At 70.6% G+C, this 16,960-nt stretch carries 18 protein-coding genes and 2 pseudogenes; 10 read left to right on the forward strand and 10 right to left on the reverse strand.

Annotated features, from left to right (window positions below; genetic code table 11):
• From ACFV8T_RS27800 to ACFV8T_RS27810, 3 genes and pseudogenes are all read right to left on the reverse strand, one after another.
• Positions 1-81: pseudogene (locus ACFV8T_RS27800) on the reverse strand (electron transfer flavoprotein subunit beta); the annotation flags it as partial.
• Between the two features lie 203 nt (positions 82-284).
• On the reverse strand, positions 285-791 hold the full coding sequence (locus ACFV8T_RS27805; RefSeq protein WP_385332540.1) for a flavin reductase family protein: 507 nt from the start codon (positions 789-791) through the stop codon (positions 285-287).
• A gap of 196 nt (positions 792-987) precedes the next feature.
• Positions 988-1,314: a TlpA family protein disulfide reductase gene (locus tag ACFV8T_RS27810; protein ID WP_385332543.1), complete on the reverse strand. Its 327-nt coding sequence runs from the start codon at positions 1,312-1,314 to the stop codon at positions 988-990.
• A gap of 218 nt (positions 1,315-1,532) precedes the next feature.
• On the opposite strand from ACFV8T_RS27810, the gene ACFV8T_RS27815 reads away from it, so the two are divergent.
• Positions 1,533-2,255: a lysophospholipid acyltransferase family protein gene (locus tag ACFV8T_RS27815; protein ID WP_329820638.1), complete on the forward strand. Its 723-nt coding sequence runs from the start codon at positions 1,533-1,535 to the stop codon at positions 2,253-2,255.
• Positions 2,256-2,336: 81 nt separating this feature from the next.
• Here ACFV8T_RS27815 and ACFV8T_RS27820 read toward each other — a convergent pair.
• From ACFV8T_RS27820 to ACFV8T_RS27835, 4 genes and pseudogenes are all read right to left on the reverse strand, one after another.
• Positions 2,337-2,761, reverse strand: a pseudogene (locus ACFV8T_RS27820) (transglutaminase domain-containing protein).
• A 75-nt stretch (positions 2,762-2,836) separates the two neighbouring features.
• Positions 2,837-3,916, reverse strand: coding sequence for a threonine aldolase family protein (locus ACFV8T_RS27825; RefSeq protein WP_385332546.1), 1,080 nt, complete (start codon positions 3,914-3,916; stop codon positions 2,837-2,839).
• Positions 3,895-4,662 (reverse strand): SDR family NAD(P)-dependent oxidoreductase, encoded by a 768-nt coding sequence (locus ACFV8T_RS27830; RefSeq protein WP_385332548.1) that lies wholly within the window; start codon positions 4,660-4,662, stop codon positions 3,895-3,897. The genes ACFV8T_RS27825 and ACFV8T_RS27830 overlap by 22 nt, the downstream gene beginning before the upstream one ends.
• Positions 4,663-4,688: 26 nt before the next feature.
• Positions 4,689-6,086 carry a DUF6421 family protein gene (locus tag ACFV8T_RS27835; protein WP_385332551.1) on the reverse strand — a complete coding sequence of 466 codons (1,398 nt, stop codon included), beginning with the start codon at positions 6,084-6,086 and terminating at the stop codon, positions 4,689-4,691.
• 317 nt (positions 6,087-6,403) lie between these two features.
• Between ACFV8T_RS27835 and ACFV8T_RS27840 the strand changes: the two genes are divergently transcribed.
• Positions 6,404-7,054, forward strand: coding sequence for a glycerophosphodiester phosphodiesterase (locus ACFV8T_RS27840; protein ID WP_385332833.1), 651 nt, complete (start codon positions 6,404-6,406; stop codon positions 7,052-7,054).
• A gap of 27 nt (positions 7,055-7,081) precedes the next feature.
• Here ACFV8T_RS27840 and ACFV8T_RS27845 read toward each other — a convergent pair whose 3' ends face one another.
• A complete protein-coding gene (locus ACFV8T_RS27845) occupies positions 7,082-7,633 on the reverse strand; it encodes a GNAT family N-acetyltransferase (RefSeq protein WP_385332554.1) in 552 nt (183 codons plus the stop codon).
• A gap of 78 nt (positions 7,634-7,711) precedes the next feature.
• Between ACFV8T_RS27845 and ACFV8T_RS27850 the strand changes: the two genes are divergently transcribed.
• Positions 7,712-8,098, forward strand: a complete 387-nt coding sequence (locus ACFV8T_RS27850) for a VOC family protein (protein ID WP_385332557.1) — start codon at positions 7,712-7,714, stop codon at positions 8,096-8,098.
• Between the two features lie 34 nt (positions 8,099-8,132).
• Here ACFV8T_RS27850 and ACFV8T_RS27855 read toward each other — a convergent pair whose 3' ends face one another.
• Positions 8,133-9,545: a PLP-dependent aminotransferase family protein gene (locus ACFV8T_RS27855; RefSeq protein WP_385332560.1), complete on the reverse strand. Its 1,413-nt coding sequence runs from the start codon at positions 9,543-9,545 to the stop codon at positions 8,133-8,135.
• A gap of 106 nt (positions 9,546-9,651) precedes the next feature.
• Between ACFV8T_RS27855 and ACFV8T_RS27860 the strand changes: the two genes are divergently transcribed.
• The 7 genes from ACFV8T_RS27860 to ACFV8T_RS27890 all read left to right on the forward strand — a co-directional run bounded on the left by ACFV8T_RS27860 (position 9,652) and on the right by ACFV8T_RS27890 (position 15,280).
• Positions 9,652-10,905, forward strand: a complete 1,254-nt coding sequence (locus ACFV8T_RS27860; protein ID WP_385332562.1) for a Tm-1-like ATP-binding domain-containing protein — start codon at positions 9,652-9,654, stop codon at positions 10,903-10,905.
• Between the two features lie 52 nt (positions 10,906-10,957).
• Positions 10,958-11,782, forward strand: a complete 825-nt coding sequence (locus ACFV8T_RS27865; protein WP_385332565.1) for a phosphoenolpyruvate hydrolase family protein — start codon at positions 10,958-10,960, stop codon at positions 11,780-11,782.
• Between the two features lie 132 nt (positions 11,783-11,914).
• Positions 11,915-12,502, forward strand: coding sequence for a DUF5134 domain-containing protein (locus ACFV8T_RS27870; protein ID WP_385332567.1), 588 nt, complete (start codon positions 11,915-11,917; stop codon positions 12,500-12,502).
• Between the two features lie 86 nt (positions 12,503-12,588).
• On the forward strand, positions 12,589-13,524 hold the full coding sequence (locus tag ACFV8T_RS27875; protein WP_385332570.1) for a M56 family metallopeptidase: 936 nt from the start codon (positions 12,589-12,591) through the stop codon (positions 13,522-13,524).
• Between the two features lie 33 nt (positions 13,525-13,557).
• Positions 13,558-14,256 carry a phosphatase PAP2 family protein gene (locus ACFV8T_RS27880; protein WP_385332573.1) on the forward strand — a complete coding sequence of 233 codons (699 nt, stop codon included), beginning with the start codon at positions 13,558-13,560 and terminating at the stop codon, positions 14,254-14,256.
• 73 nt (positions 14,257-14,329) lie between these two features.
• Positions 14,330-15,031: an HAD family hydrolase gene (locus ACFV8T_RS27885; protein WP_385332575.1), complete on the forward strand. Its 702-nt coding sequence runs from the start codon at positions 14,330-14,332 to the stop codon at positions 15,029-15,031.
• Positions 15,032-15,100: 69 nt separating this feature from the next.
• Positions 15,101-15,280 carry a hypothetical protein gene (locus tag ACFV8T_RS27890; RefSeq protein ID WP_385332578.1) on the forward strand — a complete coding sequence of 60 codons (180 nt, stop codon included), beginning with the start codon at positions 15,101-15,103 and terminating at the stop codon, positions 15,278-15,280.
• Between the two features lie 179 nt (positions 15,281-15,459).
• Here ACFV8T_RS27890 and ACFV8T_RS27895 read toward each other — a convergent pair whose 3' ends face one another.
• A complete protein-coding gene (locus ACFV8T_RS27895; protein WP_385332580.1) occupies positions 15,460-16,950 on the reverse strand; it encodes an LVIVD repeat-containing protein in 1,491 nt (496 codons plus the stop codon).
• Between the last annotated feature and the right edge of the window lie 10 nt (positions 16,951-16,960).

Here is a 16,960-nt window from a genome sequence, read left to right on the forward strand (position 1 = left end):
CACCGTCAGGTCATCGGCGAAATGCCGGTCACCAGTGGCGTCGGGCACGTACTTCACACAGACAACGATCCTCAAGCTCACGCCGGCTCTCCTACTGCATCGTCATTTCCGGGGCTGCCTTGTTGCTCGCAGCATAGGCGCCTGATGGGGCGGATTCCGGTCGGGGCGACCGACGCCCCGACCGGAAATATTACTAGCCAGTACACCCAGTGGATCACCCATGAGCAAGCGCTTGGAGCTGTGATATGCCCAACGTACTGCGCCCAAGTGCCGTCTGGGCGCTGTCAGTCCCGCAGAGCGTTGAAACGGCCCTGGTGATAGATCAGCGGACGACCGCCTCCGGCCGGATCGCCGACCACGGCCTGCGCGATCACGATCCGGTGGTCCCCCGCCGGGACCCGGGCGACCACGCGGCAGACCAGCCACGCCAGTACGCCGTCGAGCACCGGCACTCCTTCGGGCCCACTGCGCCAATAGGTGGACGGGCCGAACCGGTCGGCGCCGCTGCGGGCGAAGGTGGCGGCCAGCTCCTGCTGATGCTCGCCGAGTATGTGGACGCCGATGTGCTCGGCCTCGGCCATGACCGGCCAGCTGGAGGACGAGGTGCCGACCCCGAAGGAGAGCAGCGGCGGCTCGGCGGCGACGGAGTTGAGGGAGGTGGCGGTGAAGCCGACCGGCCGGTCGCCGGCGGCGGTGATCACGGCCACACCGGCGGCGTGCTGCCGGAAGACCGAGCGGAGAAGTTCGGGGGAAGCCTGGCGCGGGGTACCGAGCTCGGGCGAAGCCGTCATGGACATGTCCTTCTGCGGAAGAGGCGTACGGGGCCGTGGTTGCTCAGGCACCCGGACAGCGCGCACTCGCGTTGCGGGCGAGATCCACGTGGACCCGGCCGTAGAGAAGGAGTTCCGGCGGCATAACGTCAGACTGACGATGCGTGGTGGGTGCAGTCAAGAGTGTTCCGCAATGTGGGAGATGCGTCACGGTCCGTCACATCGCCTGCCCCAGCGCGGCGACCACGTCGACGGTGCGCGGCTGCCCGACGGCCCGGCGGACGATCCGGCCGGCGGCGTCGAGGACCAGAACGGTCGGCGTCCGGCTGATCCCCAGCTCCCGCACCAGAGTGAGATGCGCCTCGGCATCGATCTCGACATGGGCCACGCCGTCCACCATGCGCGCCACCTCGACGAGCGTGCGGCGGGTCGCCCGGCAGGGCTGACAGAACGCGCTGGAGAACTGCACGAGGGTTGCCCGCTCCCCCAGTTGCGCGCCGAGCCGGGCCGCGTCCAGCGGTCCCCCATGTGTCTGCCCGTCCACCCTCGGCCTCCTGTCAGAGCTCATCGCAAGAGGTCAGCGCCACCGGCCCGCGAGACATTCCCGGAGGTTCCACGTGACGAGAATCTCGCGCCCCGAGCCCTCGGAGACTGGCCACCGCGTCGCGCATGGGGCACGATCGGCGCAATGCCGCAAACCTACGGCTGCGTAACTTCCGCCGGGAGAACCCTCCTCAGGCGCTGAAGAAGGGTCTTCCCCAGATGGCAGAACTCGTCTATCGGCCGGTCATCGGCGCCGCTCGTACGTTTTTCAAGGCGCTTGACCTGAAGATCGACACCCAGGGTTCCGAGCACATCCCGAAGACCGGTGGCGCGGTACTGGTAAGCAACCACATCAGCTATCTCGACTTCATCTTCACCGGGCTCGCGGCCCTGCCGCAGAAGCGGCTCGTCCGCTTCATGGCGAAGGAATCGGTCTTCCGGCACAAGGTCTCCGGACCGCTGATGCGCGGCATGAAGCACATCCCCGTCGACCGCAAGCAGGGCGAGGACGCGTATGCGCACGCGCTCGCCTCGCTGCGCTCCGGCGAGATCGTCGGCGTGTTCCCCGAGGCCACCATCTCGGAGTCGTTCACGCTGAAGAGCTTCAAGTCGGGCGCCGCCCGGCTGGCCCAGGAGGCCGGCGTGCCGCTGATCCCGATGGCGCTGTGGGGGACGCAGCGGCTGTGGACCAAGGGCCGGCCGCGCAATTTCAAGCGCGACCACGTGCCGGTGACGATCCGGGTCGGCGAGCCCGTGGAGGCACCTACCGACCAGTACGCCGGCGCGATCACCCGGCGGCTGCGGGAGCGGGTCCAGGAGCTCCTGGAGGCGGCCCAGCGCGCCTATCCCGTGCGCCCGAAGGACGCGAGCGACACCTGGTGGGTGCCCGCGCACCTCGGCGGTACGGCCCCGACCCCCGCCGAGGTGCGGGAGAAGAGCTGACGCGGCCGGTCCGCGGTCACGGCCGAAACGTCACTCCGGGGTGCGGACGGTGATCCGCGCTCCGGGGTGCGGCCGCCCGGTTCAGAGCACCGCGGGAAGGGTGCGCCACAGCTGCGGGCGGTTCTCGGCGGACCGCAGGCCGCGCAGGACCGCCGGATGCGGCGCCGCGTAGAGGACCGGGTAGTCCACTTCTCCGGCCTCCGGGCGGCCGGGATGCCCGCCGCGCGCAGGAGGGCTGCCAGGGCGTGCGACTTGGCATGGCAGATGCCGTTGCGCGTCGCGAGGACGTCGGAGGCGCGCCAGGCGACCCGCATGTCGCCGGAATCGGCGGAGTGCACGACGCTGTCGCGTACCAGGGCATAGGCGGCGGCCGCGTACGTGTATGCGTCGGTGGTGGCGCCGCGGAGCTCGGCGGCCGTCTCCCGCACCAGCGGGTGCTCGTGGTCGATGGCCTCGTCGGCGGCGAGATAGGCGGAAAGCTGCGGGACCTGCTGGATCAGCTCCATGGCCGCCGAGCGTAAGTATGCGACCGACCGGGCGTCAATGACTTTCCGGTCGGTCGCATACTTATTCGGCTTTGGCTACTTCGCCATTTCTTCCTTCAGGGCGAGGACGAACGCGTCGACGTCGTCCTCCGAGGTGTCGAAGGCGCACATCCAGCGCACATCGCCGGCCGCCTCGTCCCAGAAGTAGAAGCGGAAGCGCTTCTGCAGCCGCTCGCTCACCTCGTGGGGCAGCCGGGCGAATACGGCGTTGGCCTGGACCGGGTGGAGGATCTCCACACCGTCCACCGCGCGCACACCCTCGGCGAGCCGCTGGGCCATCGCGTTGGCATGCCGGGCGTTGCGCAGCCAGAGGTCCCCGGCGAGCAGCGCCTCCAGCTGTACGGAGACGAAGCGCATCTTCGACGCGAGCTGCATCGACAGCTTGCGCAGGTGCTTCATGGCCCGGACGGCGTCCGGGTTCAGGACGACCACGGCCTCGCCGAAGATCGCCCCGTTCTTCGTGCCGCCGAAGGACAGCACGTCGACGCCGACGGTGTTGGTGAACGTACGCATCGGTACGTCCAGCGACGCCGCGGCGTTGGCTATCCGGGCCCCGTCCAGATGGACCTTCATGCCGAGTCCGTGGGCGTGGTCGCAGATGGCGCGGATCTCGTCGGGTGTGTAGACCGTGCCCAGCTCGGTGTTCTGGGCGATCGAGACGACCTGCGGCATGGCGCGGTGCTCGTCGTCCCAGCCGTACGCCTGCCGGTCGATGAGCTCGGGGGTGAGCTTGCCGTCCGGGGTGGGCACGGTGAGCAGCTTGAGGCCGCCCACCCGCTCCGGGGCGCCGCCCTCGTCCACATTGATATGGGCGGACTCGGCGCAGATCACCGCGCCCCAGCGGTCGGTCATCGCCTGGAGGGAGACGACGTTGGCGCCGGTTCCGTTGAACACCGGGAAGGCTTCGGCGGTGGGGCCGAAGTGACTATGCATGACGCGCTGGAGGTGCTCGGTGTACTCGTCCTCCCCGTAGGCGATCTGGTGACCGCCGTTGGCAAGGGCGAGAGCCGCGAGGATCTCCGGGTGCGTGCCCGCGTAGTTGTCGCTGGCGAAACCGCGGATCTGCGGGTCGTGGTGGCGCCGCGCGTCGGTCCTTACGGTTGTGGGGTCAGCCACAGGCGCTTTCCGTTCACTTCCGGGGCGGGCCGGTCCCAGACGCCGGCGATGGCATCGGCCAGCTCCTTGACGTCGGTGAAGCCCGCGAATTTCGCATTCGGGCGCTCGGCGCGCATCGCGTCGTGCACCAGTGCCTTGACGATCAGGATCGCAGCCGCGGTCCTCGGCCCTTCGTCGCCCCCCGCCTTGCGGAACGCGTCCGCGAGCGCGAGCGTCCAGGCCTCGGCCGCCGCCTTCGACGCGGCATAGGCCGCGTTTCCCGCGGTGGGCTTGCTCGCCCCGGCCGCGCTGATCAGCACATAGCGGCCCCGGTCGCTGCGCTGGAGACCTTCCTGGAAGGCCAGCGAGGTGTGCTGGACCGTGCGGATCAGCAGCTTCTCCAGCAGGTTCCAGTCGGCGAGGTCGGTCTCGGCGAAGCTCGCGCTGCCGCGCCAGCCGCCGACGAGGTGGACCAGACCGTCGATCCGGCCGAATTCCTTCTCGGTCTTGGCCGCCCATTCGCGGGTGGCACCGAGGTCCAGGAGATCGACCGTGTCACCCGTGACGGTGGCGCCGCCGTGGCCGTAGCGCGCGGCGTCGACCGCCTCGGCCAGGCGGGTGGCGTCCGCGTCGGAGCCGACGACGGTCGCGCCGGCCTCGGCGAGCCTCAGCAGTGCGGCGCGGCCGGCCGGGCCCGCGGCCCCGGCGACCGCGATCACGGCACCTTCGAGAGCGCCGCTCCCGTTGCCCCTGCCGTTTCCGTTCATGGCCACCGCCTCCTCAGACCCGGCGCTCACGCGGCTGCCCGCTCGGCATCCGCGGCGGTGATCCCCTTGGTCGAGGCGATCACGTTCTTCAGCTTCTTGGAGAGCGCCTCATAGAACATGCTCAGGGGAAACTCGTCCGGAAGCACATCGTCGACGAGCTTACGCGGCGGCTGCGAGAGGTCCAGGGCGTCGGGGCCCTTGGCCCAGCGGGAGCCGGGGTGCGGGGCGAGGTAGGTCGAGACCAGGTCGTACGCGGCGAACCAGTGGACGAGCTTGGGGCGGTCGATGCCGTCGCGGTAGAGCTTCTCGATCTCGGCGCAGAGCTGGTTGGTGATCTGCGGGGCCCGGTCCCAGTCGATCTTCAGGGTGTTGTCGGTCCAGCGGACCACGTCGTGCTTGTGGAGGTACGCGAAGAGCAGCTGCCCGCCGAGGCCGTCGTAGTTCCGGACGCGCTCGCCGGTGACGGGGAAGCGGAACATCCGGTCGAACAGCACGGCGTACTGCACGTCACGGCCCTGGGCGAAGCCGTCGGCCTCCAGCTTCACGGCCTCCTTGAAGGCGGTGAGGTCGCAGCGGAGCTCTTCGAGGCCGTACATCCAGAACGGCTGGCGCTGCTTGATCATGAAGGGATCGAAGGGCAGGTCGCCGTGGCTGTGCGTCCGGTCGTGGACCATGTCCCAGAGCACGAAGGCCTGCTCGCAGCGCTGCTGGTCGGCGACCATCTCCCGGATGTCGTCGGGCAGCTCGACGCCGAGCAGTTCGACCGACGCCTCGGTGACCCGGCGGAAGCGGGCCGCCTCGCGGTCGCAGAAGATGCCGCCCCAGCTGAAGCGCTCGGGGGCCTCGCGCACGGCGATGGTCTCCGGGAAGAGCACGGCGGAGTTGGTGTCGTAACCCGAGGTGAAGCCCTCGAAGGTGATGCCGCAGAACAGCGGGTTGTCGTAGCGGGTCGCTTCGAGCTCGGCCAGCCACTCGGGCCAGACCATCCGCAGCACGACCGCTTCGAGGTTGCGGTCCGGGTTGCCGTTCTGCGTGTACATCGCGAAGACGACCAGGTGCTGGAGCCCGTCGGTGCGGTCCTTGGCCGGCTGGAAGGCGAGCAGCGAGTCGAGGAAGTCCGGCACGCCGAAACCGTCCGTGGCCCAGCGATGCAGGTCCGCGGCGAGGGCACGGTGGTACGCGGCGTCGTGCGGCAGCAGCGGGGAGAGCTCCTCGACCGCGGCGATCACGCGGTCGAGCGTCGACCGGGCGGCCTCCGGGGACGGCGCGCCCTCGGCCTCGAAGTCGATGGAACCGTCCTTCGACTGCCAGGGTCGGATCTCCTCCACGGCATTCTTGAGCGCGGGCCAGGCAGGATGATCGACCACCCGCTGGTCCGTAGCTATGCCGCCTGCGGCGGCTTCCTGCACAAGAATTTCCGTCATAACACTTCCTCCACGGGAGAACCTCGCGTTAAGCAACCGTATCCATGTGCGGTTCCTTGGGACAAGTGGGCCCCAGAAAATTATCCTGCCGACCCCCATGGTCACCGCGATTCTTCCTGTGAGGAACGTCTCCGGAAGCCACTTCCATCGACTGGGAGCCCGCCGCGGGTGTCCGCTCACCGCTCCGCTCCGGAGGCCGTTAGGCTGCCGGATTGCCGTAATGCCGTAGTGCCTCGTGGGTAGGAGCCGCACACGGAGGACGCCGTCGACGGAAGCGGGTTGCCTTGTCTTTTCTCACCATCGGACATCGCGGAGTGATGGGTGTCGAGCCGGAGAACACCCTGCGCTCGTTCGTCCACGCCGAACGGGCCGGGATGGACGCGATCGAGCTGGACCTTCATCTGAGCAAGGACGGCGCGCTGGCCGTCATGCACGACGCCGATGTGGACCGTACGACGGACGGCAAGGGGCCGATCAATGAGAAGACCCTGTCCGAACTGCGTGAACTCGATGCCGGGCAGGGCGAGCGGGTGCCGGTCTTCGAGGAGGTGCTCGACGCCGTACGGTCCCCCGTCCAGGCCGAGATCAAGGACGCTGCCGCGGCCCGCGCGCTGGCCGGGGTGATGCTGCGACGCGATCTCACCGACCGGGTCGAGGTGTCCTCGTTCCACGACGAGGCGGTGGCCGAGATCGCCCGGCTGGTGCCGGGGGTACGGACCGTGCTCATCGCGAGCCGCTGGCAGGGCGACGTGGTGGACCGGGCGAAGGCGGTGGGTGCGGCGACGCTGGCACTGAACATCCGCCGTCTCACCCTGGAGGTGACCGAGCAGGCGCACGCCGAGGGGCTGAAGGTCATCGGCTGGGTGGTGAACACCCAGGACCATCTGCGGCTGGCACGCGCCCTGCGGCTGGACGGCGCGACCACCGACTACCCGGAGATCCGCCGCGCCGGCCGCTTCACCGCCTGATCAAGGGCCCTGGAACTGCCGGGTGGGTCAGGCCAGGTCCTTGACGAGCAGTTCGAAGGCGAGATCGTCGCGCTGCGGAACGCCGAAGCGCTCGTCGCCGTACGGGAACGGGCTGAGCTTTCCCGTACGGCGGTAGCCGCGCCGCTCGTACCAGGCGATCAGCTCCTCGCGCACCGAGATCACGGTCATGTGCATCTCGCGCACCCCCCAGCTCTCCCGGACAGTGCGCTCGGCCTCGGCGATGATCACCTTGCCGAGGCCCGCACCCTGCAGTTCCGGACGGACCGCGAACATCCCGAAGTAGGCGGCGTCACCGCGGTGTTCGAGCTGGCAGCAGGCGATGGGCGCACCGTCGCGCTCCACCACGAGCAGTCGGCTGCCGGGCGCTCGAAGAACCTGCCGCACACCGTCCGGGTCCGTCCGCTGCCCCTGCAGGAGGTCCGCCTCGGTGGTCCAGCCGGCCCGGCTGGAGTCCCCGCGGTACGCCGACTCGATCAGCGCCACCAGTGCGGGCACATCGGCGTCGGCCGCGTCGCGGAAGGTCAGCTGTCCCGGATCCTGGGCGGGGGCTGTGTCCATGGCGGTGGCTCTCCGTTTCTCTGCTGCGGACCGTGCCGGAGCAGCGTAACCCGGGTGTCCCGAACTAGATTCGGATCCATGGTTCATGTACTGAGCAGCCGGATCCTGTTGCGCCCGGCCGATCCCGAGCAATCGCGGATCTTCTACGGGGAGTCCCTCGGGCTGCCCGTCTACCGCGAGTTCGGCACCGGCCCCGAGCGGGGCACGGTCTACTTCCTCGGCGGGGGCTTCCTGGAGGTGTCCGGACGGGCCGCCGAGCCTCCGGTGCCCGGTCTCGAACTGTGGATGCAGGTCGCGGACGTGCGGTCGGCGCACCAAGAGCTGTCGGCCCGCGGCGTCGAAGTGCTGCGGGAGCCGGTGCGTGAGCCGTGGGGGCTGGTCGAGATGTGGATCCGCGATCCGGACGGACACCGGATCGTGATGGTGGAAGTACCGGCGGATCATCCGCTGCGATATCGCCCCTGAGGGCTGTCCCCGGGCCCTGTGGGCGGCGACGCCGTCAGTGCGGGGCGCGGCTTCGCTCCGCGCAGTCGACGAGCACGGGCAGGGCCTTCTCCAGGCCACCGTCGTGGTCGGCGAACGGGAGGCGCACGTGGTGGCGGAAGCCGTCCACGGCGGAGAAGGCCGGGCCGGGGACGATCAGTACGCCCGCGCGGCGGGCCAGCTGGGCGGTGGCCTCGGCGTCGGCGCCCGGCATCTCCACCCAGAGGGCGGAGCCCCCGTCGGGCCGTTCCCATCGCCAGCCGGTGTTCCGGTCGCGCAGGAGTCGTTCGGTCTCCGCCAGCCGTTCACGCAGCCGCGAGCGGCGCCTGGTCCGGGCCTCGGGCAGTTGCCGGAGCAGTTTCACGGCCAGCATCTGGTCCACCACCGGGCATGACAGGTCGACGGACTTCTTGATGTCGGCCAGGCGGCGGATGACCGTGGTGGATGCGCGGATCCAGCCCAGCCGGAGGCCGCCCCAGAAGAGCTTGGAGAGGGTGCCGACGGTGGCCGTGGCGGCGGGCGGCAGCAGGCCGGCCAGGGAGACCGGCGCGGCGTCGTGGTGCAGGGACAGTTCGGCGTAGGCGTTGTCCTCCACCGTGTACAGGCCCTGTTCGGCCAGTACGGCGGCCCAGGCACGGCGGGTGGGCTCGTCCATGCCGCGGCCGGTGGGGTTGTGGAGGGACGGCTGCAGATAGACGAGGCGCGGCCGGACATGGCCGGCCAGCCGGGCCAGTGCGCGGGCGCCGTGCGCCCCGTCCGCGGGCAGCGGGACCAGCCGGGCGCCGCGGGCGCGCAGCGCTTCGAGTGCGCCGCGGTAGGTCGGGTCCTCCACGATCACCGTGTCACCGGGCTCGACCAGGCCCTGGGTGATCAGCCAGACGGCCTGCTGGGATCCGGCGGTCACCAGGATCTGTTCCGGAGCTGTGGGCAGGCCCGCCGACCGGTGGTACTCGGCGATGCCCTCGCGCAGCTCGGGCAGCCCGTACGGGAGGTAGCCGTCGCCGGTCAGCGCGGCGGTGAGGTCGCCGGCGGACAGGTCGCCGACCGCCGCCGCGACCGCGGACAGGCCGTCCAGCGCGCCGCTGGACAGGTCGATGCCGCCGTCCCTGGTCCCGAAGCTGGCCAGCCGCCCCTCGGTCGCTGGCTCGCCCATCGCGCCCGAACCCCGCAACCGGGAGCCGCTGCCCTGCCGGCTCTCCAGCCACCCCTCGGCCTCCAGCAGGCCGTACGCGGCGGTCACCGTACTGCGGCTGACCCCCAGCGCCGTCGCCAGGGCGCGCTGCGAGGGCAGCACCGTGCCCGGTGCCACGTCCCCGCGCTGCGCCAGCTCGCGCAGCGCCTCCGCCAGCAGTTGCGGCATCACGCCCGTGCCGTCCTTGGACCACCCGGTCAGCAGGCGGGACAGCCGGGTGGGAGGAATCCGGTCCATGCCCCCCATCATCGCCCGCCGCAGGCCAATTGCCGTCAAGTGGTCTTTGCCGCCCTCCGACGGCTCACACATGATCGGGAGAACGCCGTTGCAAAGGAGCAGGAACATGGCGACCGTGGTGCTCGTCGGGACACTGGACACCAAAGGGGCGGAGTACGCGTGGCTCTCGGCTCGGCTCCGTGAATCGGGATGCGACGTGGTGCTCGTCGATGCCGGGGTGATGCCGTCGCCCGTGGGCACTCCCACGGGCGACATCGACGCCGCCGCCGTGGCGCGCCGCGCCGGGCACGGCCTGGAGGCACTGCGCGCCGCCGGGGACCGCGGTGCGGCAGTGACCGCCATGGCCGAGGGTGTCGAACGGATCGTCGGTGATCTGCACCGCGAGGGACAGCTGCACGCGGTGCTGGCCGTGGCCGGGAGCGGAGGGTCGTTCATCGCCGCACGTGCCATGCAGGCGCTGCCCATCGGCGTTCCGAAGGTGCTGGTGTCCACCATGGCCAGCGGGGACGTGTCGCCGTACGTGGGCAGCAGCGACATCACCATGATGTACAGCGTGGTCGACGTGGCGGGCATCAATTCCGTCTCGTCGCAGATCCTGGGCAACGCGGCGGCCGCGGCGGCCGGCATGGCCATCCACCACGAGCGGAACCTGAAGCGGCCGGAGCCCCAGGGGCGTCCGCTGATCGGCGCCAGCATGTTCGGCGTCACCACTGCCGCGGTCGACGCCGCCCGGCAGCGGCTGGACGAACTCGGCTACGAGGTCCTGGTCTTCCACGCCACCGGTGCGGGCGGCCGGGCACTGGAGAAGCTCGCCGCGGGCGGGTTCCTCGCCGGTGTCCTGGACCTGACCACCACCGAGCTCGCGGACGATCTGGTCGGCGGCGTGCTGAGCGCCGGCCCCGACCGGCTCACCGCGGCAGGCCGGGCGGGCCTGCCGCAGGTGGTCGCGCCCGGCGCGCTGGACATGGTCAACTTCGGCGCCGCCGACACCGTTCCGGAACGCTTCGCCGAACGCCATCTCCTCGTGCACAACCCCACCGTCACGCTGATGCGTACCACGGCCGACGAGATGGCCGAACTCGGCGCCTCCATGGGGCGGAAGCTGGCCTCGGCACACGGCCCGACGGCCGTCCTCTGGCCGCTGGGCGGCGTCTCCGCCGTGGACGCCCCGGGCGGCCCCTTCCGCGACCCGGAGGCCGACGCGGCCGGTCTGGCGTCCCTGCGCACGGCCCTGCGGGGCAGCGCCGTCGATCTGCGTGAGATCGGCGCCCACCTCAACGACCCGTCGTTCGCCGTCGCCGCCGCCGACCACCTCCACCAGCTGATCACCGCCCGGGGCCGTTCGCACCCGAACGTCTGAGCCCCGAGCGTCCGAGCAGCGAGAACACACCGACCGAACAAGGAGCCCATCCGTGAACCGCAAGCAAGCCCTGGCCCGCCTGACCGAGCAGGTCCGGGCCGGCCAGGCCGTCATCGGCGCAGGCGCAGGCACCGGCCTGTCCGCCAAGTGTGCGGAGGCCGGCGGCGTCGATCTGCTGATCATCTACAACTCCGGGCGGTACCGGATGGCCGGCCGGGGTTCGCTGGCGGGTCTGCTGCCCTACGGCGATGCCAACGCCATCGTGCTCGACATGGCGGGCGAGGTCCTGCCCGTGGTGCGGGACGTCCCCGTGCTCGCCGGGGTGTGCGGCACCGACCCGTTCCGGATCATGGGCAACTTCCTCGACCAGCTGAAGGCCGTCGGCTTCACCGGCGTACAGAACTTCCCCACCGTCGGTCTGTACGACGGCAGGTTCCGCGAGAACCTCGAAGAGACCGGCATGGGCTTCGGCCTGGAGATCGACATGATCCGCCAGGCCCACGAACGCGATCTGCTCACCGCGCCCTACGTGTTCGACCCCGAGCAGGCCGCCGAAATGGCGCGGGTGGGTGCCGATGTGCTCGTCCCGCACGTGGGGCTGACCACCAAGGGGTCCATCGGCGCCTCGACCGCGCTCACCCTCGATCAGGCCGCCGCCGCCGTGCAGGACATGCACGACGCGGCCAAGCGCGTCAATCCCGACATCATCGTGCTCTGCCACGGCGGGCCGATAGCCGAACCCGAGGACGCCCGTTACGTCCTGGACCACACCTCCGGGATCGCCGGTTTCTTCGGCGCCTCGTCCATGGAACGGCTGCCCACGGAGCGCGCCATCACCGAGCAGGCACGCGCCTTCAAGTCCCTCACGCTCGGCTGACGAGGGGGCGGAAGCACAGCGCGCGGCGGGAACACTCCCTCCGCGCGCTCCCCTTGTACCTCAGTGCGCCGCGTACGACGGTCCCTGTCCGGGCATCGATCTGGAGCGTGCGGCAATTGGGGGAGGTGCGCTGTGCACGGACCGGCGATGTCGGGCTGGCTGCTGATGGCGTTGTGCGCGACGACGGGTGCGTACTGCCTGCTGCGCACCCGCGGCGAATCCGGGGAGGGACGCAGGACGGCGCGCGCGGAGGCGCTGATGGGTTTCGGCATGGCCGCCATGGCGTTGCCGGCGGCCGTCATGACACCCCCCGCGTGGGCGTGGGCGGTGTACGCGGCGCTGTTCGGCGCGGCTTCGCTGCGGGCGCTGTGGTTCTCCCGCCGCAGCAGGCACCATCTGCACCACCTGGTGGGGTCCTCGGCGATGGTCTACATGGCTCTGACGATGGCACCGGGCGGTGGCTCGGCGCACGGCGGGCACATGGACCACGGGGTCGCGGCGACGGCCGGGGGCGTACCCCTGCTGACCGGACTGCTGCTGGCCTACTACGCGGTGTACGTGCTGCGGTCGGGGGCCCGGTTGATACCGGTGGCCGCCAGCCCCACGGCGGGCGGGGGCGGCGGCCCCGCCGGGAGCGCCTGGGCGAAGCGGCCCGAGCTGGCGCTCGCCTGCCGGCTGACGATGGGCATGGCCATGTTCGCGATGCTGCTCACCCTGTGAGACAGCCGGCCGGGCAAACCGTGGTGTGCGTCACTTGCCGTGCACAGCCATACCCGTGGGTACCGCGCCCCTCATAGGCTGACACCATGTTGGTCTCCCTCGCACTGCTGCTGCTCGGTGCACTGGCCGCCGTCCTGACCCCGCGGCTGATGGCCAGGGCGCGGTGGCCGGAGCGCGAGCCCGTGGTGGCGCTGTGGGTGTGGCAGTGCGTGGTGGCGGGGGTGTTGCTCTCCTTCGCGCTCTCCATGACGTTCAGCGCGGCCGCTGCCTGGCAGGCGGTGCGCGGGCATGTGTTCGCACCGGCTCCGCATGCCGTGGTGGAGGCGTACGCGTTGGGCGGGCACGGACGCTGGTCGGCCGCCATGGCCGTGCTGCTGGCGCTCGGCGGGGTCTGGTCGGCGGTGATGCTGACCCGGGAGATCCACCGGGCCCAGGTCCGTCGTGGGCGACGGCGTGCCGAGTTGCTGGTGCGTGCCCCGCTGATGCCCGGCGAGGAGCCCGGCAGCGGTCGTCTCGTCGTGCTGGAGGGAGAGCGTCCGGATGCCTGGTGGCTGCCGGGTGCCGCGCCTCAACTGGTCATCACCACCACGGCACTCAGGCGCCTGAAAGGCCGTCAGTTGGATGCGGTACTGGCCCATGAGCAGGGGCACGCGAACGCGCGGCACGACTGGCTGTTGCATTGTTCCGGCGCGCTCGCGACCGGGTTTCCGCAGGTGCCGGTGTTCGCGGCCTTCCGCGACGAGATGCACCGGCTGGTCGAACTGGCCGCGGACGATGTGGCCTCGAAGCGTTTCGGACGGCTGACGATCGCCCTGGCCCTGGTGGAACTCAACGAGGACCGGGGCGTGTTCGGCCCCTGCCCGGCTCCGGACGCACAGCTGCCGCTGCGGGTGAACCGGCTGCTGACCCCGGCGGATCGGCTCACCGCGGGCCGTAGGCTCCGGCTGACCGCGGCTGCCGCGCTGGTGCCGGTGGTTCCGCTTCTGGTGGCCTTCATCCCGGGACTCAGTGCGCTGCGATAGCCAGTACCCCCTGCCTTCCGCGAAGATCGCCCCATGCCGTCCCCGCAGCTCTCCCCGCCGGCCCGTTCCCGTTCCCGTGTCACGCCTTTCGGAACGGGTGCGGTCTGCGCGCTTCTCGTACTGATCGTGCTGGTCCTCGTCGCCGTGCGCTGGTCACCGCTGATGACACTGGACCGTTCCGTCGCCACCGCCCTGCACCGCAGGGCGGTGGCCGAGCCCGGCCTGGTTCACGCCAACCGGATTCTGACCGACTGGGCATGGGATCCGTGGACCATGCGCGCCCTGATCGCGGTGGCCGTGGTGGTGCTGTGGTGGCGCGGGGCACGGCTGCTCGCGGTGTGGGTGGCGGCGACGTGCGTGCTGGGCACGCTGCTGCAGCAGGGGCTGAAGTCCGCGGTCGGCCGGGCGCGGCCGAGGTGGCCCGACCCGGTGGACTCCGCGCATTACGCGGCGTTCCCCTCCGGTCACGCGATGACGGCGACGGTGAGCTGCGGTCTGCTGCTCTGGCTGCTGCACCGGTACGGCGCCGGGCCCCGGCTGTGGTGGACGGCGCTGGTCGTGGCGTGCGTCTCGGTCGTCGGGGTGGGCCTGACCCGGCTCTACCTGGGTGTGCACTGGTTGAGCGACGTACTGGGCGGCTGGCTGCTGGGGGCGGCCCTGGTCGGCTTCTCGATCGCCGGATTCGCCCGGTACGAGCGGCGCGGCGGGCCACGCCCGCCCCGTGGTTCCTGAACCCGCCCCATTCCCCCTGGAGGGAAGCGGTCGGCCTTGTCGCACCGCCCCCGCACCGGGGAGGATCTCAGTCATGCAGATCAAGGGTGTGCTCTTCGACTTCTCCGGGACTCTCTTCCGTATCGAATCGGTCCGGTCCTGGTTGCGCGCGGTCCTGGCCGAGCGGGGGGTGACGGTGGGCGAGGCCGACTTCGAGCGGTACGCGAGCGAGCTGGAGGCCGCCGGGGCGCTGCCGGGCGGCCCGCTCCCCCAGCACGTCCCCGCCCGGCTCACCGCCGCGTGGGCCACCCGTGACGAGAGCGCGGAACTGCACCGGGAGGCCTACACCGGACTGGCCCGGCAGGTGGACCTGCCCGATCCCGGACTGTACGACGCGCTGTACGAGCGGCACCGGTCACCCGCCGCCTGGCAGCCGTACCCGGACGCGGCGGAGGTGCTCGGCGCGCTGCACGACAGCGGCGTCCGGATCGGCGTGGTCAGCAACATCGGCTGGAACCTGCGGCCGGTCTTCCGGGCGCACGGCCTGGACGCCCCGGTCGACGCCTACGTCCTGTCGTACGAGCACGGCGTCCAGAAGCCGGACTCACGTCTCTTCCACACGGCCTGCACATTTCTCGGGCTGGATCCGGCGGATGTGGTGATGGTCGGCGACGACCGGCACGCGGACGGCGGGGCCGCGGCACTGGGCTGTGACGTGCGGTTCGTGCACCATCTGCCGGTGTCGGAGCGGCCCGACGGGCTGCGGACGCTCGGACTGGTGCCGGGCGTTGCCTGACAGACATGTGAGAGATGTCCCTGACGCCCAATGGGTCTGATTGTCACATCGGGGCCTTAGCCTGTATCCATGTCCCGTTCTCCGCGCTCCTCCGATTCCACGCGCACCGCCGCCGTGGTGAACAAAGAGATCCGCGACCTGTGGCAGCGCTCGGGCGGCTGCTTGTCCCCGGAGGACGAGGAGCAGTACCAGCGGCTGCTGGTGGAGTGGGCCGCGGCGACGGGCGGCAGCGCCAGGTCCGCCGCCTGACCCGGCTCCCCTCCGCCGGTCCTGTTCCTCGACTCACGCACTCCCGTCGCGCCGCGACGGCCCGAGCACGCCGGGTGAGACGCGCCGCGGCGTCCCGCAGGGCGGGGGACCTGCCCTGCGGGACGCCTGCGGTGCTCGGTGGCGCCGGCTCTGGCCGGCCGGGTGGAGGATCCGGCCGGTCAGCGGTCGAAGTAATCCGGCTGCGTCTGCACATTGAGCTCGTCCAGCCGCACCCGCTTCGCCGGGTCGGTCCGCCGGTCGTCGAGCTTCAGGACGTCGAAGCCCTTGGCGATGTCGTTGGAGTAGATGTAGCCGTTGTAGTAGTACGCCGACCAGGGGCCGGCCGTGGTGACGGCGTCGGTGCTGACCGGTCCGCGCTCGAAGTAGCCGATCTCCTTCGGCTTCGCCGAGTCGGTGAAGTCCCACACCGACACCCCGCCCTGGTACCAGGCCTGGACCATCAGGTCACGGCCCTTGACCGGGATGATCGAACCGTTGTGGGCGACACAGACCTCGGTGTCGGCCTGCGGGCGGTCGATCTTGAAGTAGCTGCGGAAGACCAGCTTGCGGTGGTCGCCCCGGCCGACGATGTCGTAGATGCCGTTGGCACCGCGCTTCGGGCCGATCTCCTCGTTGCAGGTGGCCGCGCCACCGCCGCCGAGCTCATCGGTGAAGACGACCTTGTCCGTCGTCTGGTTGAACGTCGCCGAGTGCCAGAACGCGAAGTTCACATTGTCCTGCACCCGGTCGATGATCTTCGGGTTCTCCGGGTCCTTGATGGAGAACAGCAGGCCGTCCCCCATGCAGGCACCGGCGGCCAGATCCTTCGAGGGCAGCACGGTGATGTCGTGGCACCCGGTGGTCTTGGAGACGCCGGGGTTGTCCGGAGCACCCGGGTTGCCGCCGTCCGGGAAGAGCACCGGGAAGTTCACGACAGCGGCCTTCTCAGGCGCGTTGCGCGGCACCTTGATGACGGAGATCCCGTCGTGCGGCGGCTGGCAGTCGGGGAACGTCACGCTCGGCGAGTACGAGGAGACGTACACGTAGACGTTCTTGCGCTCGGGGACCAGTGTGTGGGTGTGCGATCCGCACGCGGTCTCGACGGCGGCGACGTACTTCGGGTTGCGCTTGTCGCTGATGTCGAAGACCTTCATGCCCTCCCAGGAGGACTTCTCCGTGGCGGGCTGGGTGGTGCTGGTGCAGGAGTTGTCGCTGCGCGAGGAGTCGGTGGACAGGAAGAGCAGGTTGCCCGAGACCGAGATGTCGTTCTGCGAGCCGGGGCAGAGGACCTGTGCGACCGTCCTCGGGGACCTGGGGTTGCTGATGTCGAAGATCCGGAAGCCGTCGTAGTTTCCGGCGAAGGCGTACTTCCCCTGGAAGGCCAGGTCCGTGTTGGTGCCCTTGAGCGCGTCCTTCGGAACGTTGGCCAGATGGGTGATGTTGTCGCTGTGGACGATCTCGTCCACGCCGGGCACTTCGCCGCTGTTGATGGCGGCCGTGGCTTCGGCCTGCTGGGCGGCGGAGACATCGGTTCGGGCCGTGCCCATGTCACCGGGGTCGGGCGTCGCGGTCGCGGGTCCGGCCATCAGCAGAGTGGCCAGCAGGCCGGCGGCGGCCGCCGCCACGCCCAGGTGTCTGCGCCGCACCGGGCTCGTGTGCAACGAAATCACTGCGTCCTCC

The organism is Streptomyces sp. NPDC059832 (assembly GCF_042731715.1).
In the GTDB taxonomy this organism is placed as follows: Bacteria; Actinomycetota; Actinomycetes; order Streptomycetales; family Streptomycetaceae; genus Streptomyces.